This window comes from Amycolatopsis sp. NPDC039088, from assembly GCF_055598845.1.
This window is the reverse complement of record NZ_JBVKAE010000034.1, coordinates 22024-47539: the sequence shown is the minus strand read 5'-3', so window position 1 is coordinate 47539 and position 25516 is coordinate 22024. Positions and strand designations below refer to the sequence as shown.

Annotated in this window: 20 protein-coding genes; 5 read left to right on the top strand and 15 right to left on the bottom strand. The window is 68.2% G+C overall.

Translation table 11 applies throughout. The features are described 5' to 3' along the window. Position 1 precedes the first annotated feature (1 nt). Both ACZ7KI_RS33665 and ACZ7KI_RS33660 read right to left on the bottom strand, forming a co-directional pair. Positions 2–946 (bottom strand): 5-dehydro-4-deoxyglucarate dehydratase, encoded by a 945-nt coding sequence (locus ACZ7KI_RS33665; RefSeq protein ID WP_470277065.1) that lies wholly within the window; start codon positions 944–946, stop codon positions 2–4. 48 nt (positions 947–994) lie between these two features. Further along, a complete protein-coding gene (locus ACZ7KI_RS33660) occupies positions 995–2506 on the bottom strand; it encodes a sodium:solute symporter family protein (protein ID WP_470277064.1) in 1512 nt (503 codons plus the stop codon). A 155-nt stretch (positions 2507–2661) separates the two neighbouring features. Between ACZ7KI_RS33660 and ACZ7KI_RS33655 the strand changes: the two genes are divergently transcribed. Continuing rightward, positions 2662–3477: an IclR family transcriptional regulator gene (locus ACZ7KI_RS33655; RefSeq protein ID WP_470277063.1), complete on the top strand. Its 816-nt coding sequence runs from the start codon at positions 2662–2664 to the stop codon at positions 3475–3477. A 36-nt stretch (positions 3478–3513) separates the two neighbouring features. Beyond that, the gene (locus ACZ7KI_RS33650) at positions 3514–4338 is read left to right on the top strand and encodes an NAD-dependent epimerase/dehydratase family protein (RefSeq protein ID WP_470277062.1); all 825 of its coding nucleotides are present in this window, start codon (positions 3514–3516) and stop codon (positions 4336–4338) included. An 11-nt stretch (positions 4339–4349) separates the two neighbouring features. On the opposite strand, the gene ACZ7KI_RS33645 is transcribed toward ACZ7KI_RS33650, so the two are convergent. The 12 genes from ACZ7KI_RS33645 to ACZ7KI_RS33590 form a co-directional block, all read right to left on the bottom strand. Next, positions 4350–4802, bottom strand: a complete 453-nt coding sequence (locus ACZ7KI_RS33645; RefSeq protein ID WP_470277061.1) for a hypothetical protein — start codon at positions 4800–4802, stop codon at positions 4350–4352. A gap of 131 nt (positions 4803–4933) precedes the next feature. Further along, on the bottom strand, positions 4934–5143 hold the full coding sequence (locus ACZ7KI_RS33640; RefSeq protein ID WP_470277060.1) for a hypothetical protein: 210 nt from the start codon (positions 5141–5143) through the stop codon (positions 4934–4936). A 241-nt stretch (positions 5144–5384) separates the two neighbouring features. Next, positions 5385–6353 carry a peptidylprolyl isomerase gene (locus ACZ7KI_RS33635; RefSeq protein ID WP_470277059.1) on the bottom strand — a complete coding sequence of 323 codons (969 nt, stop codon included), beginning with the start codon at positions 6351–6353 and terminating at the stop codon, positions 5385–5387. Between the two features lie 60 nt (positions 6354–6413). After that, complete coding sequence (locus ACZ7KI_RS33630; protein WP_470277058.1) at positions 6414–8705, bottom strand: glycosyl hydrolase family 95 catalytic domain-containing protein; 2292 nt, start codon at positions 8703–8705, stop codon at positions 6414–6416. 3 nt (positions 8706–8708) lie between these two features. Continuing rightward, the gene (locus tag ACZ7KI_RS33625; protein ID WP_470277057.1) at positions 8709–11000 is read right to left on the bottom strand and encodes a glycosyl hydrolase family 95 catalytic domain-containing protein; all 2292 of its coding nucleotides are present in this window, start codon (positions 10998–11000) and stop codon (positions 8709–8711) included. 120 nt (positions 11001–11120) lie between these two features. Continuing rightward, positions 11121–11867: a hypothetical protein gene (locus ACZ7KI_RS33620; RefSeq protein WP_470277056.1), complete on the bottom strand. Its 747-nt coding sequence runs from the start codon at positions 11865–11867 to the stop codon at positions 11121–11123. Positions 11868–12233: 366 nt separating this feature from the next. Next, a complete protein-coding gene (locus ACZ7KI_RS33615) occupies positions 12234–13637 on the bottom strand; it encodes a M1 family metallopeptidase (RefSeq protein ID WP_470277055.1) in 1404 nt (467 codons plus the stop codon). A 19-nt stretch (positions 13638–13656) separates the two neighbouring features. Beyond that, positions 13657–17556: a Pls/PosA family non-ribosomal peptide synthetase gene (locus ACZ7KI_RS33610; protein ID WP_470277054.1), complete on the bottom strand. Its 3900-nt coding sequence runs from the start codon at positions 17554–17556 to the stop codon at positions 13657–13659. 246 nt (positions 17557–17802) lie between these two features. Next, the gene (gene der, locus ACZ7KI_RS33605; RefSeq protein ID WP_470277053.1) at positions 17803–19287 is read right to left on the bottom strand and encodes a ribosome biogenesis GTPase Der; all 1485 of its coding nucleotides are present in this window, start codon (positions 19285–19287) and stop codon (positions 17803–17805) included. Between the two features lie 4 nt (positions 19288–19291). Further along, positions 19292–19960: a lysophospholipid acyltransferase family protein gene (locus tag ACZ7KI_RS33600; RefSeq protein WP_470277052.1), complete on the bottom strand. Its 669-nt coding sequence runs from the start codon at positions 19958–19960 to the stop codon at positions 19292–19294. Then, on the bottom strand, positions 19957–20661 hold the full coding sequence (cmk, locus tag ACZ7KI_RS33595; RefSeq protein ID WP_470277103.1) for a (d)CMP kinase: 705 nt from the start codon (positions 20659–20661) through the stop codon (positions 19957–19959). Before cmk ends, ACZ7KI_RS33600 begins: the two co-directional genes overlap by 4 nt. 92 nt (positions 20662–20753) lie before the next feature. Further along, on the bottom strand, positions 20754–21332 hold the full coding sequence (locus ACZ7KI_RS33590; RefSeq protein WP_470277051.1) for a TetR/AcrR family transcriptional regulator: 579 nt from the start codon (positions 21330–21332) through the stop codon (positions 20754–20756). A gap of 91 nt (positions 21333–21423) precedes the next feature. Between ACZ7KI_RS33590 and ACZ7KI_RS33585 the strand changes: the two genes are divergently transcribed. From ACZ7KI_RS33585 to ACZ7KI_RS33575, 3 genes are read left to right on the top strand one after another with little or no spacing between them, the layout of a single operon-like run. After that, positions 21424–21816, top strand: coding sequence for a DUF4267 domain-containing protein (locus ACZ7KI_RS33585; protein WP_470277050.1), 393 nt, complete (start codon positions 21424–21426; stop codon positions 21814–21816). Between the two features lie 15 nt (positions 21817–21831). Further along, on the top strand, positions 21832–22314 hold the full coding sequence (locus tag ACZ7KI_RS33580) for a cation:proton antiporter regulatory subunit (protein ID WP_470277049.1): 483 nt from the start codon (positions 21832–21834) through the stop codon (positions 22312–22314). Positions 22315–22320: 6 nt separating this feature from the next. Then, positions 22321–23517, top strand: coding sequence for a cation:proton antiporter (locus tag ACZ7KI_RS33575; RefSeq protein WP_465506025.1), 1197 nt, complete (start codon positions 22321–22323; stop codon positions 23515–23517). A gap of 72 nt (positions 23518–23589) precedes the next feature. Here ACZ7KI_RS33575 and ACZ7KI_RS33570 read toward each other — a convergent pair whose 3' ends face one another. Further along, positions 23590–25458 carry a Xaa-Pro dipeptidyl-peptidase gene (locus ACZ7KI_RS33570; RefSeq protein ID WP_470277102.1) on the bottom strand — a complete coding sequence of 623 codons (1869 nt, stop codon included), beginning with the start codon at positions 25456–25458 and terminating at the stop codon, positions 23590–23592. Between the last annotated feature and the right edge of the window lie 58 nt (positions 25459–25516).

The window sequence follows — 25516 nt, the reverse complement described above, 5'->3', positions numbered from 1 at the left end:
TTCAGGCACCGGCCTCGACGGACTTGAGGACGGCGAAGCCGTCGTCGACGATCTTCTCCAGCCGGGCGATCTGGTCGGCGGTCGGTTCGACCAGCGGCGGCCGGACCGAGCCGACCTTGTCGCCGCGCAGCCGCGCCGCGGCCTTGACCAGCGACACGGCGAAGCCCTGTCCCTCGTCCCGCAACGCCACCAGCGGCAGGTAGAAACCGGCGAGCAAGGCCTCCATCACCGCGTCGTCGTTCTCGGCGAGGGCACGGTGGAAACGGGCCGCGATCTCGGGCGCGAAGCAGTGCACGGCCGAGGAGTACCGCGCCACGCCGATGGCGGAGTAGGCGCGCGCGGAGACCTCCGCGGTCGGAAGACCGTTGAAGAACAGGAAGTCCCGCGCGCGGTCGGTGCCCGCCGAGCGGATCGTGGTGATGATCCGGCTCATCAGTTCGACGTCGCCGAAGCCGTCCTTGAGACCCACCACCGAGGGGATGTCGAGGAGGGCGGCCGCGGAATTCGGGGTGAAGACCCCGGTGGAACGGTGGTAGACGATCACCGGGATCGAGGAATCCCCGACGGCGTAACGAACATGGTCGACCAGACCCGACGGCGGGCCGGTGACCAGGTAGGGCGGCAGGAGGAGGACGCCGTCCGCGCCGTCCGCCTCCGCCGCCGCGATCCCGGCACGGGCCGACGACGCACCGCCGCCCGCCCCCACCCACACCGGCACGCGCCCGGCGACGACCTCACGAGCCTTACGCAGGATCGCCGCGTGCTCGTCCGGGGACAGCGAGCTGAATTCGCCCGTACCGCAGGCGACGAACAGCGCGCCGGCTCCGGCGGCCACGTGGCTCTCGACGTTTTCCGCGAACGCGTCGAGGTTGAGTTCCAGCCCCTCGGTGAAGGGGGTCAGCGGGAACGCCAGTAGGCCGTCGAGCTCAATTTTGGGCTGTGCCATGGATTTCTCTTTCGTTCTTTGTCGGTTGATCCCGGGTACGGGCCCCGGTCAGGCAGGCACGGTGGTGCCGTCCTGGGTCTTGCTGGTGGTGACCTCGTCGTCACGGTCGATGGTGTCGATGATCGCGTCGGTGCTGGCCTTGCGCTCGGGCATGAGGTAACCGAGCCCGATGAACAGCGCCAACGAGACCAGGATCGGAGTGGAGACGGTGACCGCGAGGGTGGCGTTGTAGCCGTAGTAAGCGATCGCGTAGGCGATGAGACCGCCCGCCCACGAGATCAGCGCCGCACGGGAACCGGACCGGCGGAACACGGGGAGCATGCCCAGCAGCAGCGGCACGGAGATCGGGCCCATCAGCGCCGCGACCCAGAGCACCACGATACCCAGCACGCCACCGAGTTTCTCGGCCTGCGTGGCGACCGCCATGGTCAGCACGACGAAGATCACCGTCGAAACCCGCGCGGCGAGCAGCCCCTGTGATTCGGTGAAGTTCTTCGCCTTCTTCCACAGCACCGGCATCATGTCGCGGGTGATGACCGCGGAGATCGCGTTGGCGTCGGAGGAGACCATCGCCATGGTGTGCGAGAAGATGCCCGCCAGCACCAGCCCGACCAGACCCGGCGGGAGGAACGTCGTGGTCATGATCGCGTAGGCGTTGTTGGGGTTGGAGATGTTCGGGATCAGCAGCGGGGCGGCGAACATCGGGAACATCATCACCAGCGGCCACACCAGGTACAGGATCGAGGAGAGCCGCGCGCTGCGCCGGGCTTCGAAGGTGTTCGGCGCGGCCATGTAGCGCTGCGCCAGGTTCCACATACCGCCGTTGTACTCCAGCGTCTTCACCAGTACGTAGACGAGCAACACGACGGTGGTGAACTTCGACGTCGTCGGGTTGAGGTGGCTCGGCGGGAGGTCGCCCCACACGGTCCACAGTCCGGAGACGCCGCCGAGCTTGTCCAGTACGACCCACAGCATCACGATCGCGGCGATGGCCTGGATGACGAACTGGCCGAAGTCGGTGAGCGCGTCGGCCCAGAGGCCGCCGACGGTGCAGTAGATCAGCGTGATCGAACCGGTGATGATGATGCCCCAGGTGTAGGGCACGCCCGCGAAGACGTTGAGGATCGTCGCGACCGCGAACCACTTGGCCGCGATGTCGAAGATCTTCAGCAGGCTGCCGCTCCAGGCCAGTGCCTGCTGGGTGGGCACGTTGAAGCGTTTGGCCAGGTACTCCAGCGGCGACGAGACGCCCAGCTTCGAGCGCAGGCGGTTCCATCGTGAGGCGAATAGCCAGCTGCCGATGCCGACGCCGATACCGATGCTGGCCATGCCCCAGAAGTAGACCGTGATGCCGTCGGTGTACGCGACGCCCGCGTACGCGACGAAGAGCACCGCGCTGTAGCCGGACATGTGGTGGGAGATCCCGGCCAGCCACCACGGCATCTTGCCGCCGGCGGTGAAGAAGTCACTGACCGTGCTGACCCGGCTGTGTGACCACAGGCCGATCACCACCATCAGCACGAAATACGCGGACACCATGATCCAGTCCAGCAAATGCACCGCTGACTCCTTTCCGCGTCCACGACGATGCGGTCTAGTGCTGTTCACATCCATGAACGGAGTCTGTTATAGTGATTATGTTCATCCATAAGAACGCTGTTCGGGACGCTAATATGGCCGGAGTCACAAGTCAACGGCCGGATGGAGGAGCGCGGATGCCGCAGCAGGAAGCCCCCGCTGTCATGGTGGCGAACGGCGCGTCCGCGTCCGAGCCCGCCGGGGTGAAGTCGGCGCGGCGGGCGATCGACCTGATCGAGACCTTCGCCGCCAACGACGTCTGGCTTTCCCTTTCGGATCTCCACGCGCGCACGGGTTTCCCGAGGTCGAGCCTGCACGGATTGCTGCGCACCCTGCTCGAAGCCGGCTGGCTGGAAGTGGACACCAACACCGCCCGCTACCGCCTCGGCGTGCGTGCGCTGATCTGCGGCACGGCCTACCTCGACCGCGACCCGGTCGTCCCGTTCGCGACCGAGGCGCTGGAGCGCATCCGGGAGAAGACCGGCTTCACCGCGCACTTCGCGCGCCGCGAGGGCACCGACGTCGTCTACCTGGAGACACGGGAGTCACGGCACTCGACACATCTCGTCTCCCGCGTCGGCCGTACCCTGCCCACTCACGCGACAGCGCTCGGGAAGGCCTTACTGGCCGAGCTGACGCACGACGAGATCGACGACCTCCTGACCGGCGAGCTGTCGGCGCTGACCCCGAACACCATCACCACCGCCGATGCGCTGCACGCCGAATGCGCGAAGACCCGCGAGCGCGGCTATGCGGCCGAAGTCGAGGAAGGCAGCCTCGGCGTCCGCTGCGTGGCGGCCGTGATCCCCTACCGCATCCCCGGCACGGACGCGATCAGCTGCTCCATGCCGGTCACCGAAGTCACCGACGCCGACGCCCAGCGCGTCGGCGAACTCCTCGCCGAAATCACCGCCGAGCTCGGCCAGCAGCTACGCCGTGCCGGTATCCGCTGATCATTCCCGTTCTTCTTCGACAGACAAGGGGCTCCCATGGCAGACCAGCGCGTCCTGATCACCGGCTCGGCGGGCATCGTCGGCACCCTGATGCGGCCGCGGCTGCGTCGCTCCGGACGGGTGTTGCGCCTGCTCGACCTGGCTCCGCAGCCCGAAGCGGAAGCCGGTGAGAACGTCGAGCTGATCACCGCGTCGGTGACCGACCCGGAGGCGATGGCGAAGGCGTGCGAAGGCGTCGACGCGCTGATCCACCTCGGCGGGCACAGCCGCGAGAACTCGTGGGAAGCGACGCTCGACGTCAACATCAACGGCACCCACACCGTCCTCGAAGCCGCGCGCGCGGCCGGTGTGCCGCGCGTGATCCTGGCCTCCAGCAACCACGCCGTCGGTTTCCGCCGCAACGACGAAACAGGCGAGAACGGCCTCCCCGCCGACTCGACGCCGCGACCCGACACCTACTACGGCGTCAGCAAGGCGGCCATCGAATCGCTGGGCAGCCTGTACCACTCGCGGTTCGGCATGGACGTGATCGTCATCCGGATCGGCTCGTGCTTCGAGAACCCGCTCGTGCTCGGCCCCCGCGGCCTGACGACCTGGCTCTCCCCCGACGACGGCGCCCGCCTGTTCGAGGCGTGCCTGAGTTACCCGTCGCCCGGCTACCGGCTGATCTGGGGCGTCTCCGACAACACGCGCCGGATCTACTCGCTCGCCGAAGCCGAAGAGCTGGGCTACAAATCCCTCGACAACGCGGAGACCTACGCAGACCAGCTCGCGGACAAACCGGCGCCGACCGGTGCCGCGGCGGAGTACGTCGGCGGGCCGTTCTGCACGGCGCCGCTGGGAGCGCACAACCCGCTCTGAGGCTGTCCCCGTCAAGGGACGGCCGGAACCGCCTCGCAGCCAGGAGGGACGCAGGTGCCGAATCCTGCCTCGACCCAGAAGACCACCCAGAGCACGAACGGTCCGATGGACAGCAGCACGACGGGGACCAGCGTGTAGAACGCGATGACCAGGACGGCATGGAAACCGGACTCGATCGACCTGGGACCTGACCGGGATTTCCTCGTCACGAGCATGATGCCGCCCACGAGCCCGGCCAGGCCGACGAAGATCCAGGCCAGCACGGGTGCGAGGACCACGGAAACCCAAGCCAGGGCGGTGAACCACTCAGCGAAGTGGGCGGGTTCGCCGAGGCTGAACCCGCGTAACCCCGGACCGTGGAAGGCCAGCAGGCCGAACGCCGCGGCGGCGATCGCCGAGAAGGCCAGGGCGGACCGGCGCAGGCGAGTCCACTCGGTGGCGAGAGCAGGTGGTGTCTGAGCCATGGGACACCTCGCAGCAGATACTCCGTATCAGGGTATTTCCATACTCTGATACGGAGTATGGAAATACCCTGATACGGAGTATGCGGCAAGGTAGGAGAGGCGGATTGGGCCGGTCGGACGAAGAAGAAGGCTCAATCCGACCAGTCTTGCCGGATGATCCGCGCCAGTTCGTCCAGGTGATCTCTGGCTTCACGCGCGACTCGGGGATCGGCGGTATCGAACAGTCGCTCGAGCTCGAGGAGCGCGGCTTGCGCCGTCCTCGCGGGCGGTTCTTCGGAGCCTGCCCATCGCTCGCCCCAGAGTGCTGAGCCTTCCTGGGTAATGGCCGACCCGAAGATCACTTGCTCCACCGTGCCCGCGGTCAGGCCGAGCTCGACTCCACTGTTAGAGGGAGACCAGTCGAACGTGTCGTGGCGGACCCGGCGGGAGCGGGCTCACGCAAGAGGCCTCGTGAGTGATTTGGGTCGTTCTAACCCTCATTATCACTCACGACCCCACCGGCGTCCAGAATCAGGCCTGCCCTACCTCGGCTCATCCTTGATCAAAGTACTCAACGAGGCCTTCACAGACCGTCCCCAATGTTCAGCCCACCGCGATCGACTGGAACGTCACTGCGGTGTTCGGCGGTCCCGTTCCATCGCCGGGCCCCTTCGCGTCGTCCACTCCGCCGCGCGCGACCTTGTCCAGCGTCTGCAAACCGGCGTCGGAGATGGTCCCGAACACCGTGTACTCCGGCGGCAGTTCCGCTTCGCCGAAGACCATGAAGAACTGGCTGCCGCCCGAGTCCGGTGCCTGCTTCTTCGCCATCGCGAGGATGCCCCGGCCGTACTTGAGCTCGGGGAAGACTTCGTCCGGGACGGTGTACCCCGGACCGCCCGTCCCGGTGCCCGCCGGGTCGCCGCACTGAAGCATCTGCAGTCCCGAGGTACCGAGCCGGTGGCACGAGTGCCCGTCGTAGTAACCCTGCTGCGCCAACGAGAGGAAGTTCGCCACGGTGCACGGGGCGAGTGCCCGGTCCAGCGTGAGCCCGATGTCACCCGCGGTCGTCTTGACGGTGACCGCCGTCGTGCCGCTCGCCGGAGTGGGTCCCGCCGCGGGCGGGTTCACTTTCTTCGGCACCAGGCCACTGGTGTCCGGCTGGTAGACGCAGTTCGCCGGATCCGGCAGCGGCGTCGCCCGTTTCGGCAGCGCGACCCGGTCGGCCGGGATCCGCACCGGACTCTGTGTCGTCGTCGTTTCCTGCTCACTCGGAGTCGGAGTCGGAGAGGACGAGGACGCGACGGCGCTCTTGCCCTTGGAGTCCGACAGGAAGAACCCCGGCGCCACGAATCCGGTGATCGCCACGACGGCGACCACCACCACGAGCCCCAGCACGCCCAATCCGATCCACAACGCCGTCTTGTTCGACGACGGCGGCGGCGGTTGCTGCGGAGCGCCGTACCAGCCCTGTTGCGGATAGGGCTGTTGATAGGGCTGATACGGCTGCCCCTGCGGAGCCCCGGTGTCGGGCGTCTGGCCTTCGGGCTCGCCCGGCTGCGGTGGCTGGGACATCTGTGCTCCTGTCGTCCGGAGGAAGTTCAGGAACACTCTCGCGTATCGCCGCTCACGGCGTCACGGCATCCCCCACGGCGCGCTGTTTCCGTTCGCCGGAACCGGCCGGATCTCGAAGTCCGGCCGGTCACCCGCGCGGTACACGACGGCCTCTTCGCCACGCCGCAGGTCGATCCGGACGTCCCCGTTCGGCAGCCGCCGCCAGCGTTTCGGCTTCCCCCACCGGTCCCGGACCGTCAGCTCCCCGCCCATGTCCGTCCGGAGCACACAGGGCGCCCCGGCCTCGCTGACGACCTTGACCCAGCGGGTCTTCCCGCCCTGCCGGGAGGCGCTGAGCAGGAAAGCGCCCTCCGTCCGGAAGTCGCGCAGCGCCGCGTCCGCCCAGTGCGCGGGCACGGCCGGGAAGAGCCGGATGACCCCGCCCCAGCTCTGCACGAGCATGTCGTGCAGCGACTGTGCCGCCGAAAGCGGTGTTTCGATGACCGGACCGGACTCCTTGTACATCGTGTTCGGCTGGATGTAGCGCCGTTGCAGTTCGCCGAGGTAGAACTCCGCCTGCTCACCACGCAGCATCTGCGCCGACATCGACGCGGCGCCGGTGAACGTGTAGCCCTGTAGCGCACCCTCGAAGCCCACCCAGTGGTCGAGCGAGGTCTCGATGATCCGCCGGTGTTCCGGCCGCTCCCAGGTGATCTCGTACAGCGGGTACACCTGCAGCAGATGCGAGTAGTGCCGATGCGACTTCGCGAACGGCACGTCCGCGCCGATCATGTAACCGTTGGCGTCGACCGGATACGGGACCAGTGTGGCCAGCACCTCTCGCCACCGTCCGGCCAGCGGGTCGTCGATCCGCAGTTCTTCCGCGGCCGTCAGCAGTGTCTTGCAGCCCCAGCGGATCAGGGCGAGGTCGTAGGTGCAGTCGGTCGCGTTGACACCGTACTCCGGGGAGAACGTCGCGGGCAGATGCAGTTTCCCGTCCGCGCCGGGCGTGAGGAAGTGCAGATAGTAGTTGATCGCCTTCCGCAGCAAGGGGAACAGCGTGTCCCGCAGGAGCCGCCGGTCCATGGTGTGCCGATAGGACAGCCACACGTTGTGCAGCGCCCAGGTGAGGTTGCCGACCTCCGGCGTCGGAGTCTCCTTGCCGGGGACGCCGACCGGGAAGCCGGAGTTCGTACCGACCGCGCCGTTGAGCAGGGTCATGTCGGTCGTCCGCGGGATACCCGCCGAATCGTGCTGATACGGCTCGGCGACCTGGCTCGTCAGGTTCGCGCGGTATGTGCCGAGCGCGTGACTGACGGCGTCGAGTTCCAGGTGGTTCGACCCGTGGATGAGCCAATACTCCAGCTGGACGTTCAGGTTCCACCACGTCGCCGGCCACGGAGTCGGTTCGAGCCAGGGTCCGCAGGTCGCCATCACCGGCGCTTCCCAGCGCGCGGCGGAGGCGATCTTGTACAGCTGGATCCAGTAGAAACCCTGCAGGCGACCGTCCGGAATGGACAGGAAGCCGTGCCGGTAGTAGTCGTGCCACCAGCGCCGGTGCTCGATCGCGAGGACGTCGAACGGCTCGGCCCGCCGGACCGTCCTCAGCGCCTCTCTCGCGGCCGTCTTCTTCGGATGCGACCAGGCGACCGACGAGTACAACGTGCGCTTGACACCCCGGGTGACCTCGCGCCACGCCGTGACATGCTCACCACCCGCCAGCAGGCTCTGCACCGAAAGCGTGGTGTCACCACTGCTTTCCAGCGTCGCGGGCGGATTGGCGACGTAACCGGCAGGCGGTGGCTTCCCGAACTTCGGGTCCGTTCTCGGGCTCACCGCTTCCGCCGGGTGGAACACCCAGCGGAAGCCACGCTCCCCTTCGGTCGGCTCGATCTCGACGGCGAGCAGCGACTGTCCGGTGTGGACGATCGCCCGTAGCGAGAGGCTGCCCGCGGCCGTGGTGATCGTGCCGCGGAGTTCGGCGTTCCACAGGTCCATCCGCCAGTCGATCCCGGTGATGGCACCGACCGGTTCGAGGGTGAAATGCCCGATCGGCAACCGGGCGAGACCGAACAGTGAACCGAATTCGGGCCGGTGGTCCTGGACCTCACTGTGCTGGACGTTGAACCGGACGGCGTTTCTCCCCGGTTCGGCGTAGATCCCCGAGCCCAGGAATCCGTTACCCAGGAACGGGCCCTCGTACCAGGTCTTCGGCATCCTTCGCCAGACGAGGTCGGCTGAACCGAGGAAGCCCGGCCAGTCGATGCCGCTGAGCGCGAAGTCGTTCTCCACCGCCGAGACGGACGGCGTGAATCCGGCCGCGGCCACGCCGGCGAGCGCTCCCCCGAGCACCGTTCTGCGGGTGATGTCCATCCTTCAGCCCTCCTGGTCGAGTCCCCATGCCGGAGTCGCACGATCGCCAGGCACGTCGCGTGGCTCCAGCGCCGGGCGAGCGCCGCGTCGAGTGACAACGGCCGTCCCGCCTCGGTTGAGCGGGACCGAGATCGTGCCCGGACCTTCGGCCCGCCAAGGCAAATGCCGTCCGCGCCCGTCGCGGACCTCGATCGGGCCGGGGATGCCGTGCTGGAGGGTCAGCGGCTCTCCTGCCTCACTGCGCACGCGAACCCATTCGGTCACGCCGTCCCGGCGAGACGCGTCGACGAGGAAGGCCCCCTCCGCACGCAAGCTTTCGAAAGACGCCTCCCGCCACGTCGACGACACCGACGGGAAGACCTTCAGAATCCCGTGGTCACCCTGCAGGAGCATGTCCACAATGGATTGCGCGGCGGTGATGGGACTTTCGATGGCGAGGTTCGCGCCCTCGCGGTACATCGTGTTCGACGTCAGCTGGGTATCGGCCACGACGGTCCCGTCGAGGAAGATCTTCAGATAGCGCAAGGCTTCTTCGGGCGCGTCCATCACGGAACTCATCGACGACGCGGCCGCGAAGCTGTAACCGTGCCACTTGGCTTGAAGACTCGACCAGTGCGCGAAGGTGCGACGCATGATGTCCCGGTCACCGGGACGATCCCAGAGCTTCTCACGTAACGGATAGAGCCAGAGCAGATGCGAGAAGTGCCGATGTGATTCGGCGAGCGGCACACCTTCGCCGATGAGCACTCCCTGAGCCGGATCCTGGTGGTACGGCACCAGTTTCTCGCCGATTTCCCGCCAAGCGGGCACCCGTGGGTCGTCGATGTGGAGCTTGGCCGCCGATTCGACCAGGGTCCGCGCCGCCCAGCGGATCAGCGAGAGGTCGTACGTGCAGTCGGCCGCGTCGGCGTATTCGGGTGATCTCGTCATCGGCAGGTGCAGGAACCCGTCCGGCCCGGTGGCGAGGAAATGGCGATAGTAGTTGAGCGCCTTGGCGAGCGTCGGATACAGGACGTTCCGCAGGACGCGGATGTCCATGCTGTGCCGATACGCAAGCCAGACGTTGTGCAGGCCCCAGATCAGGTTGCCGGTCTGATCGTTCTTCGTGGCCGGGCCGGGAATCCCGACCGCACGCGTGCCGCCGGGCCGCAGCCGCCAGTCCCCCGGATGCGAAAGGGCGTATGTGTCGCCGTCCCGGTAAGCGGGAGGCACCGAAAGCTCGAGGTTGGCGTGGTCACGGCCGAAGGTCTCGGTGACGGCGTCGAGTTCGGGATGGTTGCTGCTGTTGACGATCGGGTAGGTGACCTGGACATTGAGGTTCCACCACACCGCCGTCCAGCTGTTGCCGACCTCCGGGAACCACGGCCCCCACTCGGCGACCACCGGCCCGTTCGCACGGGTGGCGCACGCGGTCTTGTACAACTGGATCCAATAGAATCGCTGGACGCGTTTGTCCGGAATGGACACGAAACTGCGCCGGTAGAAAGCGTTCCACCAGCGTCGATGATCGGCGACGAGCACATCCGGGTTCGTCGCCGACGCGCGCTGGACTCTCGTGATCGCCTCGGCGATGTGGGTCGATTTCGGAAACCCGTACGCGACCGTCGCCGCCAGCAGCCGTCGCGTGCCGACAGTCCGCTCCCGCCACGCCGTCGTGTACCCGCCGCCCGCGTGCAACGGCTGCTCGCAGTACCGGACCGCGCCCGCGCTGGCGAGCTTCGGATCGGGATTGGCCGTGTACTCCGGCGGTTTGCGGACCGTCCGGGTCGTGGCCGACGGCAGCGGCGTGAAGCCCCAATCCGAGGCCGCCTCCCCTGTGATCGAGACGAGCAGAAGGTCCTGGCCGTTGTGGACCAGCGCCGAGAACCGCGCCGAGCCCTGGGTGGTGGTGATCGTGCCGCCGAGTTCGGCGTTATACAGGTCGAGATGCCAGTCCACCGCCGTGATCGCGCCCGCGAAAGTGAGCGTGAGATAACCGATCGGGAGCCGCGAATACCCGATGCCCGCTTCCCACTGTCCACGCTGGTCCTGGACCTGGGAATGGCTGAGCATCACCTTGAGGACGTTCGGCTGGGCGCCCGCGTAGAACTGGACGCCGAGGAAGCCGTTGGCGAGGAAGGGCCCGTCCTGCCAGCTCTTCGGCACGCGCTTCCAGACCATGCGCGCGTCGTCGACGATCTGCCGGTGAACGTCCTGCCCGGCGAGCGCCGGAGGGGCGCCTCGCAGCCAAAGCCCACCGGCCGCGGCCACGCCCGCGGTGGCCTTCAGCATGGATCGCCTGGACAGCTCGGCCATGAGTCGCCTCCGGATACATATTACGTTTCGCCAGGGGCAAACCCTGACGACCGGGATGCTTCCAGAGATAACTTGGATTTGGCCAGACTGTTCACCCACGCAGCCGTACAGACATCCGACCTATCGGTCAGCTGGGCGTATAAGAGCCTCGGCCGCCCGATACGCGGCCACGAGTTCGGCGGCGACCTTCCGAGGCTCGGATCGCAACCGGCTCGGCAGCGTTTGGAGCACGATGATGCCTTCGGCCGTATAGCGGCTGTTCCGGTCGATCGTGCCGGCGTACTCCGCCCGTGAGAAATGGAAGTCGTACGAGTCGATCTCCCACGCGAGCCGAACTTGCTTGAAGTATCCATCGGGAGTCCCGATGTAGCGACCGGAGGAATCTCGCAGTTCGTGGTTCCACAGTGGTTCCGGGAGACCGGTCCGGCGCCAGACTGTCATCGCGTCGATCTCGGCGACCGACCGAGCTCCTCGCAGGACATCACGCAGTACCTCGCGGGGCAGTGCGCTACCTCGATCGCTGCCCTCTTCGAGTTCCCGTATGAGGATCTCGGGGTTCGAGCGACCTCGCTGTACAGCTTCCGTCACCAAGGCGCGAACCGGATCGTATGCGGTAAAGCGACGGCATTGGTCGAGGACGGCTCTGGCGAGCGGTGCCATGGCCACTCCGTCCACTGTCACCGCGCGTGGCAGCCTCGTGGTCCGCTCGACGGTCACATAGCCGACGCTGCTGACCTTGCAGGAAGCCGGCACCAACAGGTGGACCCCGGTCGAGGTGATTCCCTGCCCTCGCAACCCTTGGCGACGGCAGGCTTCGATGCCGGTAAGCAGCGCGTCCGGCCCGCCGTAGAGGAGGGCTCCATCCACCAGTTGCCGCCGTGTGGGCCTCGCGGAATCGAGCAGGAGCACTCCGGGGAGCAAGCGCTGCCATGGTTGTCCTGGTCGGCAACGCCGGTAACACGTCTTTCTCGGGACACCGAATTCCACGAGTCGCGCGACGGTGATCACCCCACCACGGCTCAACTTATGGAGGGCCTCATTGTCGTCGCGCCATGCACCGGTTCGCACCACATCCGTGATCGTCGCCGGGCTCCCGCTGCCCGCGCCAGCCCCGATTCGCGGCTCTGTGGACAACTCGTCACATCAGCACCAGTGTGGACAACTCCGGGAGGTTCCCAATGTCGCATTTGAGACGCTGAGCGTCTCAAATGCGACATTGGGAACCCCGGCAGCCTAGAGCGGAGGCAGGGCCGGAGCGTCCAGCCAGGCATCGAAGAAGCCGGCGAGAGAGCGCCCGGCAAAGCGTTCAGCGAGCGCCACGAAGGCCGCAGTGGTCACCAAACCGTGCCGGTTCTCCGTCGCCCATGCCTTCACCAGCGCGAAGAACACCTCGTCACCGACGGTGCACCGCAAGGCGTGCAACAGAAGGCCGCCGCGTTTGTACACTCGCTCGTCGAACATCCGCGCCACCCCGGGGTCGGCGAGACGCAGATCCGCGGGCTTCGCCTTCATCCGCGCGTGCCACGTCTTCGCCCACGAGTGCGCGCTCTGCCCGCCGGATTCCTCGGACCAGAGCCATTCCGCGTAGGTCGCGAAGCCCTCGTTCAGCCAGATGTGCCGCCAGTCCGCGACGGTCAGGCTGTTGCCGAACCACTGATGCGCCAGTTCGTGGACGACGAGCCGTTCGTGGGTGCGCCGTCCGTCGACGTGGTTGGCGCCGAAGATCGACATGCCTTGCGCTTCGATCGGGTCGTCGAGATCGTCGTCGGTGACCACGATGACGTACTCGCCGAACGGGTAGGGCCCGAACAGCCGCTGCAGCGCGTCCATGATCTGGCCCTGTCGCCCGAAATCGCGTGAGAACGCGCGGCGCAGCCGCGGCGGCACGGCGGCCCGCTGCGGAACGGAAGCCAGCACCTGATCACCGACGAGGCTGATCCGGTACGCGGCGGCTTCCGGATGGGAGAACCAGCCGGGGATGGCGCCCGAGACCAGTTCGATGTCGTCGTACCGTCCTATTTGGACACTCATCAGATACGTCGGCGTCGGCTCGGGCCGTTCGAAGACCCACCGGGTGGTACTCGCGCGACTGTGCCGCTCCACCAGGTTCCCGGTCACCGCGACGAGGTACGGCGACGACGTCGTCAGCGCGACGCGGTAGGTCGCCTTGTCCGCCGGATGGTCGTTGCACGGGAACCACGACGGCGCACCGACCGGCTGGCTCGCGACGAGTGACCCGTCGGTCAGTTCGTCCCAGCCGATGTCGCCCCACAGCCCGGGGATCGGGCGCGGGTTGCCGACATAGTGGACCTCGGCCAGGAACTGCGAACCGGCGGGCAGCGACTTCGCCGGCTTCACGTTCAGCTTGTGCCCGCGCCGCGTGTACTTGGCGGGTTTCCCGTTGACCAGCACCCGGTTGATCCGGAATTCGCCGAAGTCCAGGGTGAACCGCGACAGCGCTTGCGTCGCCTCGGCGGTGATCACCGCGGCGGCCGAGAGCCGGTTGGGACCGATCTTGTAGTCCAGCTCCAGATCGTAGTGCCGGACACGGTAACCGCCGTTACCGTGCTGGGGCAGATAGGAGTCGCCGGAGATGTCCGCGCCGGGCGAGGGTTGCGCGGAGGCCTTCGAAATCACCCGCGAAGACCCCGCTTCCCTACTTCGTCCAGGCCGAGATGGGATTCCCGAGCCACCGCGAGTCGGCGGGAACCGCGTCGCCCCGAGTCACCAGAGACCCCGGTCCGACGGTCGTCCGCGCGCCGATGCTCGCGCCGGGCAACACGATACCGTGCGGCCCGAGCGTCGCTCCCTCGTCCAGGGTCACCGGCGACATCGTCATGATCCGGTCGTGGAAAAGGTGCGTCTGCACCACACAGCCGCGGTTGATCGTGGCGCCGTCGCCGAGCCTGACGAGGTCCGATTCGGGCAGCCAGTACGTCTCCAGCCACACACCGCGACCGATCTTGACGCCCATGGTGCGCAGCCACGCGGGCAGCAGCGGCGTGCCGCCCAGTGAACCGACCAGCCAGGGCACGGCGAGCGCCTCGACGAAGGTGTCGGCGAGTTCGTTGCGCCAGACGAACGAACTCCACAAGGGATGGTCAACCGCGCGGAACCGACCGACCAGCAGCCATTTCATCGCGGTGGCGGTCAGCGCGGCGACGGCACCGGCGGCGAGCAGCAGCGGCCCGCCGAGCAGCACGGCGACCAGGAAGCCGTACGCCGACGCGAGCGCGAAGATCCCGGCGGCCACCAGCACGGTGAGCGCGACACCGCACATCACCGGCACAATCCGGCACAGTTCGACCAGTGCGCGAGCCGCCTTGAGCCGCAGCGGCGGCGTGTAGGTGCGGCTCGTGTCGGATTCGCCGACCGACCGGCGGACCGGCAGCGGCGGCATCCCGAGGTACGAAGAGCCCTTCTTCGCCTTCAGCGGGGTCGAAGACAGCACACCGACCAGACCGCGCTTGGGCACGGAACGGCCGGGCGCGGTCATCCCCGAGTTGCCGAGGAACGCCTGCTTGCCGATCCGGGCGGGCGCGACGTGCAGCCAGCCGTGGCCGAGTTCGTAGGTGGCGACCATGGTGTCGTCCGCGAGGAAGGCACCACTGTCCACCTGGGTCATCTTCGGCACCGCGAGGACGGTGGACGCCTCCACGTTACGGCCGACCTTCGCGCCGAGCAGCCGGAGCCACACCGGGGTGAACAGGCTGGCGTACAAGGGGAACAGCCCCTCACGTGCCATGCCCATCAACCGTTCGGTCGCCCACACCTGCCACGCGACGCGGCCGTGCACCGGGTGATAGCCCTCGACCATGCCGATGCTCAGCGAACGGACACCCGCCAGCACGAGCAGGGCGTAGGTCACGAAGTACGCGATGGTCGCGAGCGGGGTGAACAACAGAGCCTGGCCGAGCGCGGCGCCCAGCGAAGGAGCACCGGCGATCGCGTATCCGAGCACCGCGACGGCCGGGAGGGCGGCGACGGCGGGAAGGAGTCCGAGCGCGACCGAGGTCACGCCGTAGACCGACGACCAGAACCGCGAACGCGGCGGGCGGCTCGACGGCCACTTCAACGAGTCCTTGGTGGTCCGCGCCGCGGGAGCGCCTGCCCAGCGCTGTCCGGCGGGGACGACGCCGCGCACGGTCGAACCGGCCGCGATCTCCGCGCCCTTGCCGATCCGCGCGCCGGGGAACAGCGTGCTGCGCGAACCGATCCGCGCGTCCGCGCCGATCCGGATCTTGCCGATGTGCACGAGATCGCCGTCCACCCAATGCCCGGTCAGATCGACCTCGGGTTCGACGGCGGCGCCACGGCCCAGTTTCAGCATGCCGGTGACCGGCGGCGGCGAGTGCAGGTCGACGTCCTTGGCGATCCGCGCGCCGAGAGCCTTGGCGTACGTCGTCATCCAGGAGGCACCCGCGACGCTGTCCGCGCCGCTGAACTCGGCGAGCTTCTCGGCCGTCCACAGTCGCAAGTGGACGTTGCCGCCACGCGGGTAGCTGCCGGGACGGACCCCGCGCAGCAGCAGCCGCGAGCCGATCGCCGAGATCGCGATCCGGCCGGCGGGGCTGAACAGCACGACCCACGCGACGGCGATCCACGCCCAGTTCAGCGTCGGCGCCCAGCCGAAACCGGCCAGGGAGAGCACGTTCGACAACGTCGCGGCGATCGTCGTCCAGCGCAGGCCGACCAAGCCCATCAGCGGGATCATCAGCAGGGACTGGATGATCCCGGCCTTGCGCGGGGTCGGCGCGATGTCGCGGCGTTCGGTCTTCTCGCCGCTGAGCGCGTCCAGGAGCGACGCCAGGGCGCCGAGCTTCGGGTTGGCGTAGATGTCGTTCACCGACACCTGCGGATGCCGGGTGCGGATCCGCGCGATCAGCTGAGCGGCCGTCAGGCTCCCGCCGCCGTTGGTGAAGAAGTCTGCCTTCGGGTTATCGACCGAAACGCCCAGGATCTCGGCCCAGCCTTCGGCCAGCCAGCTCTCCGTCGGTGAGAGACCGGATTTCGCGGCGTCCACAGTGGACAGGGGCCAGGGCAGGGCGTTGCGGTCGACCTTGCCGGACGTCCGCGTCGGCAGGTCGCCGACCAGCGCCAACAGCGGGACGAGTGCGGCGGGCAGCTGCTCACGCAGCCGGGTCGCGGCCTCGTCGTGATCGAATTCGACGCCTTCGGCGGGCACGACATAGCCGACGAGGACCTGGTTCCCCGCCTTGGTGCGGCGGATCGCGGCGGCCGCGCCCTGCACCCCGGGCAGCGCCTGGAGGGCGGCGTCGACCTCGCCGAGTTCGATCCGGCGGCCACCGAGCTTGACCTGTTCGTCGAGGCGCCCGAGGAACAGCAGCCCCTCGGCCTCGGCGCGGACCATGTCACCGCTGCGGTACGCGCGGCGCCAGCCCAGCGAGGGCAGCGGCGCGAACTTCTCGGCGTCCTTCTCCGGGTCGAGGTAGCGGGCCAGGCCGACGCCACCGATGACCAGTTCGCCGGTCTCCCCCATCGCGACCGGCTCGCCGGCCTCGTTGACGACGGCGAGCTGCCAGCCCAGCAGCGGCAGGCCGATCCGGACGGGGCCCTCACCGGTCATCTGCGCGGCGCAGGCGACGACGGTGGCCTCGGTCGGGCCGTAGGTGTTCCAGACTTCGCGGCCCTCGACGGCGACGCGTTCGGCCAGTTCCGGCGGGCAGGCTTCGCCGCCGAAGATCAGCAGGCGGACATCTTCGAGCGCGTCCGACGGCCACAGCGCGGCCAGCGTCGGGACGGTCGAGACGACGGTGATGCCCTGCGCGACCAGCCACGGACCGAGGTCGACACCGGTGCGCACCAGCGAACGCGGCGCCGGGACCAGGCAGGCGCCGTGGCGCCAGGCGAGCCACATCTCTTCACAAGACGCGTCGAAGGCGACGGACAGGCCGGCGAGCACCCGGTCGCCGGGGCCGATCGGCTCCTCGGTCAAGAACAGCTGGGCTTCGGCGTCGACGAACGCCGCGGCGGACGCGTGCGAGACCGCGACACCCTTGGGCTTACCGGTCGAACCCGAGGTGAAGATGATCCATGCGTCGTCGGCCGGGGAAGGCGAGCCTTCGACTCCGCCGGGCGAGCCGAGCACGGTGATCGCGCCGCCATCGGTGACGACGGCGGCGACGTCGGCCTCGCCGAAGACCAGTTCGGCGCGCTCGTCGGGATCGTCCGCGTCGACCGGCACATAGGCGGCGCCGACGGACAGGATCGCGAGGATGGCGACGTACAGCTCGGCGGTGCCGGAGGAGATCCGGACGCCGACCCGGTCGCCGACACCGACGCCGTTGGCGGTCAGCTTGCGGCCGTAGTCGTCGATCTCTTCGACGAGCTTGCGGTAGGACAGCGTGGTCTCGCCGTCGTCGATCGCGCCAGCGTTGGGGTGGCGGAGCGCGGTCTCGGCGAGGATGTCGATCAGAGTGCGCTCACCGGCGCCGGGCCCGGACCGGAACAGGGCGCGGTCGGGAATCGGGGTTTCCGGCGGGGCGACCGCGCCGTCGGTGACGGAGGGCGGACGGGAGTCGGCGGTCAGGGTCATCGGGCGGTCACCACGGGCAGGAAAGAACCATGGGCGCTCAAGCCCATCACACACCTTTCGCGAAGTGCGTCATTCGGGCTCGCTCTCCGAATGAGGCGCCCGCTAACAGCCCTATGACTTTACCGCAGGCGGACGACATATCTCGGGAGGGTCTCGGCAGAGTGTCGAAACTCACCAGTGGACACGCCGTAACGCGAGGTCATCGACGTGTCCACCCAGTGAACTATTCACCTACATCGTGAGAAATCAGCGGTTTTTCGGTTTCCCCGACGTTTTTCCGCTGACCGCTTTTCCGCCGACCTTGGGCCTTTGCTTCTTTTCCCGAACCCGGACATTCACCCGGACGGGGCTGCCTTCGAAGCCGAATCGCTCGCGGAATTTGCGTTCGATGAACCGGCGGTAGCCCGCCTCGAGGAAGCCGGTGGTGAAGAGGACCAGCGTCGGCGGCCGGATGCCCGCCTGGGTCGCGAACAGCACCTTCGGCTGCTTGCCACCGCGCACCGGCGGCGGCGTCGCGGCGATGAGGTCGGCGAGCCAGCCGTTCAGCTGGCCGGTGGGAACCCGCTGGTCCCAGGACTTCAGCGCGGTCCGCAGCGCCGGCGCCAGCTTGCGCACCGAACGGCCGGTGAGCGCGGAGATGTTGACCTTCTCCGCCCACGGCACCCGCACCAGGCCGCGGTCCAGTTCGCGGACCATCGCGTGGCGGCGGTCCTCGTCGACGAGGTCCCACTTGTTGAACGCGAGCACGCAGGCGCGCCCGGCCTCGACCACCATGGTCAGCACCCGCAGGTCCTGCTCCGAAAGCGGCTCGGCGGCGTCCAGCAGCACGATCGCGACCTCGGCCGCGTCGATCGCGGTCTTGGTCCGCAGCGACGCGTAGTACTCCGCGCCGTTCGCGGAGTTGACGCGCTTGCGCAGACCCGCCGTGTCGACGAACCGCCAGGTGTCGCCGTCCAGTTCGACCAGCGAGTCGACGGGGTCGACGGTGGTGCCGGCGACCGAGTCGACAACGGATCGCTCTTCGCCGGAGATCTTGTTCAGCAGGCTGGACTTGCCCACGTTCGGCTTGCCGACCAGCGCGACACGGCGCGGGCCCGCGGTGGCGCGGTCGCCGTCACGCGGCATCGTCGGCAGCGCCTTGACGATCGCGTCGAGCAGGTCGCCCGAGCTGCGCCCGTGCAGCGCGCTGACCGGATGCGGTTCGCCGAGGCCGAGTGACCACAGCGACGCGGTGTCGGCGAGCAGGCGGTCGTCGTCGACCTTGTTGGCGACGAGCAGCACCGGCTTCTTCGAACGGCGCAGCACCTTCGAGGCAGCCTCGTCGGTCGCGGTCGCGCCGACACTGGCGTCGATGACCAGCAGCACCGCGTCGGCGGTGGCCATCGCGATCTCGGCCTGCGCGGCGACGGAGGCCTGCAGCCCGGTCGCGTCCGGCTCCCAGCCGCCCGTGTCGACCAGGGTGAACCGGCGGCCCGCCCAGAAGGCGTCGTAGGCGACACGGTCCCGGGTCACGCCGGGAACGTCCTGCACGACCGCCTCGCGGCGGCCGAGAATACGGTTGACCAGGGTTGACTTGCCCACGTTCGGCCTGCCGACCACGGCGAGGACCGGCTGCGCGAGCTGCGCCTCCTCCTCGGCCTCGCCTGCGGCGATCTGCGCGTCGAGCGCGGTGAATTCGGACTCGTCGGACCAGGAGCCGTCGATCTCGCCGACTCCGTCTAGCTCTGTCATCTACTCAATCCTGTCGCGTGTCTTGGAGCCCGTGCTCCAAGCGCCATTCGTCCAGTGCCTTCACGAGGTCCGCGAGCGCGATGCGAAGCCGCTCGGTTCCCTCCTCCAGCCCTGTCCTTCCCTTCCCGATGGCGGGAGTGAAAGGTTCGCCGACCATGATGTCGACGCGTGGCCGCCAACGCCTCTTGGCGCCGGCGGGTTTGTACGTCCCCCGAGTGGCGACCGGTACCACGGTCGCGTTACCGGCGCGGACCAGGAAGGCCGCGCCGCGCTCGAAGTTTTCGGCGTCACCGAGGCCTCGGGTGCCTTCGGGGAAGATCCCGACCGCACCGCCGTCCTCGAGCACCTTGACCGCCATCATCAGCGGTTTGCGGTCCACCGCCCCCCGTTTCACCGGGATCTGGCCCAGTTTCGGGAAGAACCAGCCGACGAAACCCTTGAAGAGTTCCGCCTTGACCAGGAACGCGGTACGCCGCGAGAACATTCCGAACAGCAGCGCCGGTTCCGCCATCGAGCTGTGGTTGGCCATGAACACCACCGGCCCGGACGTCGGTACCCGCTCGGCACCGTGGACCCGGACCCGGAACGCGGGCCGGACGATGAACTTCGAGATGCCCCTGCCGAAGGTGTGCATCGGGCCGCTCGCGCCTTCGGGCAGTCCCTTCGCGCTCACCTGGACGCCTCCGCGGGGCAGCCTTCGAGGAGACCACGGTGCAGCGCGAGTTCCGCCAGCGCGACGATCACCTGGTCGATATTCAGCTGGGAGGTGTCGACCTCGACGGCGTCGTCGGCCGCGCGCAGGGGCGACGTCGCCCGCGTGGAGTCGAGGCGGTCACGCCGTTCCACCGCGGCCTTCGCGACGTCCACAGTGGACTCGCGGCCGGCGGCGGAGTCCTGTGCGCTGCGGCGTGCGGCGCGGACCTCGGCCGAAGCGGTGAGGAAGACCTTGAGCTCGGCGTCCGGGGCGACGACGGTGCCGATGTCGCGGCCTTCGACGACGATGCCGCCGACCCGGCCGAGCACCTCGGCGATGAGTTCACGCTGCCGCGCGACCAGCAGTTCGCGGACCGCGGGGACGGCCGAAACCGGCGACACGGCGGTGGTGACGTCCGCGCCGCGGATCTCGGCGGCGACGTCCTCGCCCGCCAGCGTGACGGTCGCTTCGTCAGGGCTGGTCCCGATGCCGAGTTCGGCCTTCTCCGCGACGGCGATCACGGCAGGCGCGTCGGCCGGGTCGACCCCGGCGCGCAGCACGGCGAGGGTGACCATGCGATACATCGCTCCGGTGTCGAGGTAGCCGGCGCCGAGTTTCGTCGCGAGCTTCCGCGAGACCGTGGATTTCCCGGTTCCGGACGGGCCGTCCATCGCGACCACACCACGCAGGGCTCCCGCCACCGAAACTCTCCTCTGCCTCTTCGTCGCTCACCTGATCGAGGACCATTCTGCCTGGTGGCGAACGACACGCCTCAGCCGCCCACGGCGAACCGGTCGACGAGCATGCCGACACGTTCCGCCCGCGCGGGCGCGGGCAGCCGCCTGCTGCGTTCGAGGGTGACCAGGCCGTGCAGGGCGGCCCAGAACGTCTCGGTGTAGAGAGCGGGGTCGTATGCGCCCGCCACCGGGCCCACGGTTTCGAGCAGCGCGCCGAACGCGTCCTTCAACGGCTCGGGGCTGTCCGGACTGGCGAAGTTCAGCTCGGTGGCGAGGGTGAAGATCGCGTCATAGAGGGCGGGATGACGGTCGGCGTAGTCGAAGTAGTTCTCGGCCAGCCGCCGCAGGGCACCGCGCGAGTTCTCCGCCGCCCCGGCTCCCCTCCGCAGATGCGCGGCCATTTCGGTGCAGCCCTCGAGCGCCGCGGCGGCCATGATCGCCCCCTTGCCGGAGAAGTGGCTGTAGAGGACCGGCTGGCTGTATTCGATCTTCGCCGCCAGCCGCCGGGTGGTGACCGCGTCCCAGCCTTCCTCCTCGGCGATCTCGCGGGCGGCGGTGACGATCAGCTGTTCGCGCTGCGAGCGGTCCCGCTCGCGCCGGGGGTTGATGACCATACAAATATCCTAGCATCGCTAGACAAGCTAGCGGTGCTAGCGCTAGCGTTGGCAGCGTTCCTAGCACTGCTAGATTTCGGAGTCGGAGACCATGACCAGAATCAAGACCGCTTACGTCCTGTCCGCCGCCCTCGCGCTCTTCGTCCTCTATTTCGGCAGCGGTTACGTGTTCTTCCCGCAGACCCAGACGGGCGGCTTCGGGCTGCCGGTGATGCCGTCCGCGGGTGACCCCATCCTCGCGGTCAAGGGTGTCCGCGACATCGGCACCGCACTCGTGGTGGTCGCGCTGCTGCTGTTCCGGAACGCCCGCGCGCTGGGCTGGGCGATGCTCGCGATGGCGTTCATCCCGTTCGGCGACATGCTGATCGTGTTGACCCACAACGGTTCCGTGGCCGCCGCGCTCGCTATCCACGGGGCGACGTGCGCCGTGATGATCCTGATCTCGGCACTGTTCCTGATCCGCCCGGCGCAAAACGGACAGTGAGTTACTGTTGATGACGTGAACGTCGAAGTGACCCCGCTCCCCGGAATAGGTGTCCGCAAGGACTTCGCCACTCGCAACGGCCGCCGCGTCGGCGTGGTGACCCATCGCGATGGTCATGTCGAGCTGATCGTGTCCAAAACGGACGATCCCGACGCCTGCCTGGCCTCACTTCCGCTCACCAACGACGAAGCGGGGGCGCTGGCGAACCTGCTCGGCGCCCCCCAGCTGGTCGCCCAGCTCACCGAGGAGCACCGGGATCTGCCGGGGATCAACACCAAGCAGCTGCCGATCAGGGCGTTGTCGCCGTTCGACGGGCGCACCCTCGGCGATACGGCCATGCGGACGCGGACGGGTGTCTCGGTGGTCGCGGTGATGCGGGCGGGACAGGTCCACCCCTCCCCCACGCCGGACTTCAACCTCACCGCGGGCGACGTGCTCGTCGCGGTCGGCACGTCCGACGGGCTCGAGTCCGCCGTCAAGATCCTCAAGTACGGCTGATCGCGGATGGATCACACCGCACTGGCGTTGATCGAGCTCGGGGCGGTCTTCTTCGGCTTGGGCGTGCTGGGCCGCCTCGCCGGGAAGATCGGCATGTCCCCCATCCCGCTGTACCTGGTCGGAGGCCTGTGTTTCGGGCAGGGCGGGTTCATCCCGCTCGGCGACATCGGCGACTTCACCCACCTCGCCAGCGAGATCGGCGTCGTCCTCCTGCTTCTGCTGCTGGGACTGGAGTACTCGGCGGCCGAACTGTTCACCGGGCTGAAACGCTCGTGGCTGGCGGGAATCGTCGACATCGTCCTCAACGCCGCGCCGGGCGCGATCGTCGCGCTCATCCTCGGCTGGGGGCCGATCGGCGCGATCGTTCTCGCGGGCGTCACCTACATCTCGTCGTCCGGGATCATCGCGAAGGTGCTCGGCGACCTCGGACGGCTCGGTAACCGGGAAACGCCGGTGGTGCTGTCGATCCTGGTGTTCGAAGACCTGGTGATGGCGCTGTACCTGCCGATCCTCACCGCGGTGCTCGGCGGCGTGAGCTTCCTCGGCGGGATGAAGGCGGTCGGGATCTCGCTCATGGTGATCACCGTCGTCCTGGTGATCGCGCTGAAGTTCGGCCGTTACGTCTCCGCGGCGGTGGACAGCCCGGATCGCGAGGTGTTCCTGCTCAAGGTCCTCGGCGCGGCACTGCTCGTCGCGGGTCTCGCTTCGGCGATGCAGGTGTCGGCCGCGGTCGGCGCGTTCCTGCTCGGCATCGCGATCTCCGGCTCCACCGCGGAGAACGCGACCCACATGCTGGAACCGCTGCGGGACCTCTTCGCGGCCGTGTTCTTCGTCGTGTTCGGGCTCAACACCAACCCCGCGTCGATCCCGCCGGTGCTCGGCTGGGCGGTCGTGCTGGCGGTGGCGACCACGCTCACGAAGGTGGGCACCGGCTGGTGGGCCGCGCGCAGGCAGGGCATCGGGAAGATGGGCCGGGCGCGCGCCGGAGCCGCGTTGGTCGCCAGAGGTGAGTTCTCGATCGTCATCGCCGGTCTGGCGGTGGCCGCGGGAGCCGTGACCGGTGAACTGGCGGCCCTCGCGACGGCGTACGTGCTCCTGATGGCGGTCCTCGGCCCGACGGCCGCGCGGATCGTCGAACCGGTGGCGCGCGCACTGCAGCGGAAGCCGTTCGGATCGAAGAGTCCCGCTTCGCAGACCGGCTGATCTCTCACCCCGCGCTATGAAAGGTCCTTTCCTTGCAAATTTTGCAAGGAAAGGACCTTTCATAGCATTTCCCTAGCCGCGCTCGAGCCCCGAAACACCCGCCGGAGCGATCTGCGCCGGAGCCGACGGCAAGGGAGCCGGAACAGCAGTCGGTCCCGCACCCGCGACAGGCAGAGCCAGCGAAGTCTTACCCAGGTCCACGGTGATCTTCGGGTACTGCGCCGGACCCGAGATGAACGAACCGTCCGTCCCGCCGATGATCAACGCCAGCTGATGTCCTTGCGGGACAACGTGATCCGTACTCGCCAGCCGGAACGTCATGGTGTACGGCTGCCCCGGCGTCAGCGGTGATTCCTGGCTCAGCGACCGGTAGTTGGCCAGATCCGCCCAGCCGCGGCTGATGATGTTCAGCCCGACCGAGACCGAGTCGGTGCTCGTGTCCAGATAGCAGGCGTCGTTGCCGGGAGCGCTCGAACCCCAGCACGACTGCGTCACCTCGTTCTTGATGCCTTCCTTCGACCCGGTGTAGTTCCGGATCGTCGCCGGGCCGTAGTCCACCAAGATCGCCGAAAGCCGCGCGGTGGACGTCGACGGCGTGGCGGTCACCGTCACCTTCGCGGTCCCGGAGACGAGCAGATCCTTCGCGAGCGCACCGGTGCTGAACAGCAGGCGGCCGCTGGAGGTCTCGGTCGGCCGCGCCGCCCAGCCGTTCGAGGACTGGCCGGACGAGTCCGTGAACGACGCCGTGCCCGTCCCCGCGGTCGTGCCGAGCGTTCCGACACCCGGGGTGCCGCCGGCCGAAGGGCGCAGGGTCACCGCGCTCCCCGCGGGCCACGCCGCCTGATCCACCCAGACGTCGGGAGCGCGTTCCACACTCGCGCCCGGGGTCTTCTCGATCCCGTTGTCGACGCCGAGCAGGTAGTGGTCGAACCACTTGTGCAGGGTGTCGACCCACGCCGACCGCCGGTAGTCGAACGGATCGACGTGACCGGCCTGGGTCAGCCACACCTTGCGCTCGACCCGCAGCGCTTCCCACCACTGCCCGAAATTGATCGTCTTGACGTTGAGGTCGCCCAGGCCGTGCGAAGCGAGGACGCTCGCCTTCACCTTCGAGGCGCTCTGGACGTAGTCCCGGTCGAGCCAGAACGAGTTGTAGTCGCCGTTCGCGGTCGCGCCCTCGGTGAGCTTCCGGTTGGCCGCGGCGCAGTTCTGACCGCCGTTGCGCTGGGAGACGGTCTGTGCCAGTCCGGCCGGGCTGCCCTGACGCAGGTTCGCGCCGTCAGAGCGGTAGTAGTCGTACCAGGAGCTGATCGCGCCGATCGGCACGATGGTCTTGAGCCCGTCGACCCCGGTCGCCGCGACCCCGTTGGCGACCGTGCCGTCGTAGGACTTCCCGATCATGCCGACAGCGCCCGTCGACCAGGTCGCGTTCGTCCTGGCGGAGCCGGTCGCGGAGGTGTACCCGTTCGCCCGGCCGTTCAGCCAGTCGACGACCTTGCGGGCCGAATTGACGTCCGACGGGCCGCCGATGTCGGTGCACCCGCGGGATTTGTTGGTACCGGCCAGATCCACCAGCACCACGGCGTATCCGCGGGGGACGAAGAAGTTGTCGTAGTAGAGCGGGAACCCGACCGGCCTGCCCGCCGAGTCGTAGGTCTTGAGTTCGCTCTCGTTGCCGCGGCCGCAGCACGAGTAGTACGGGCTCGCGTCCATGATGACCGGAACCTTCGTGCCCCGCACGGCCGGTTCCTTCGGCCGGATGATGTCGGCGGCGACCCGGTCGGAGCGGCCGTCGCCGTCGCCGTCGAGCCCGATGTCCACCCAGGCCGTCTCGCGGACGGCCTGGGCGAAATCGTAGACCGGTTCGCTGCCCCGCGGTTTCGCCGCGGCCTGCGGCGCCGCGACCACGGCCGCGGCGACCGCCAGAATCCCTGCCAGCACAACAGTTTTCACGGTTGAGCCCTTCCCCGTCGGCTGAAAGCCCGTCAAGGAGAGCTAA

Excerpts from the sequence above, each read along its gene's own strand:
- ACZ7KI_RS33665 (WP_470277065.1), bottom strand. The coding sequence starts at position 946 with ATGGCACAGCCCAAAATTGAGCTCGACGGCCTACTGGCGTTCCCGCTG.
- ACZ7KI_RS33655 (WP_470277063.1), top strand. The coding sequence starts at position 2,662 with ATGCCGCAGCAGGAAGCCCCCGCTGTCATGGTGGCGAACGGCGCGTCC.
- ACZ7KI_RS33650 (WP_470277062.1), top strand. The coding sequence starts at position 3,514 with ATGGCAGACCAGCGCGTCCTGATCACCGGCTCGGCGGGCATCGTCGGC.
- ACZ7KI_RS33645 (WP_470277061.1), bottom strand. The coding sequence starts at position 4,802 with ATGGCTCAGACACCACCTGCTCTCGCCACCGAGTGGACTCGCCTGCGC.
- ACZ7KI_RS33635 (WP_470277059.1), bottom strand. The coding sequence starts at position 6,353 with ATGTCCCAGCCACCGCAGCCGGGCGAGCCCGAAGGCCAGACGCCCGAC.
- ACZ7KI_RS33630 (WP_470277058.1), bottom strand. The coding sequence starts at position 8,705 with ATGGACATCACCCGCAGAACGGTGCTCGGGGGAGCGCTCGCCGGCGTG.
- ACZ7KI_RS33625 (WP_470277057.1), bottom strand. The coding sequence starts at position 11,000 with ATGGCCGAGCTGTCCAGGCGATCCATGCTGAAGGCCACCGCGGGCGTG.
- ACZ7KI_RS33610 (WP_470277054.1), bottom strand. The coding sequence starts at position 17,556 with ATGACCCTGACCGCCGACTCCCGTCCGCCCTCCGTCACCGACGGCGCG.
- der (WP_470277053.1), bottom strand. The coding sequence starts at position 19,287 with ATGACAGAGCTAGACGGAGTCGGCGAGATCGACGGCTCCTGGTCCGAC.
- ACZ7KI_RS33590 (WP_470277051.1), bottom strand. The coding sequence starts at position 21,332 with ATGGTCATCAACCCCCGGCGCGAGCGGGACCGCTCGCAGCGCGAACAG.
- ACZ7KI_RS33585 (WP_470277050.1), top strand. The coding sequence starts at position 21,424 with ATGACCAGAATCAAGACCGCTTACGTCCTGTCCGCCGCCCTCGCGCTC.
- ACZ7KI_RS33575 (WP_465506025.1), top strand. The coding sequence starts at position 22,321 with ATGGATCACACCGCACTGGCGTTGATCGAGCTCGGGGCGGTCTTCTTC.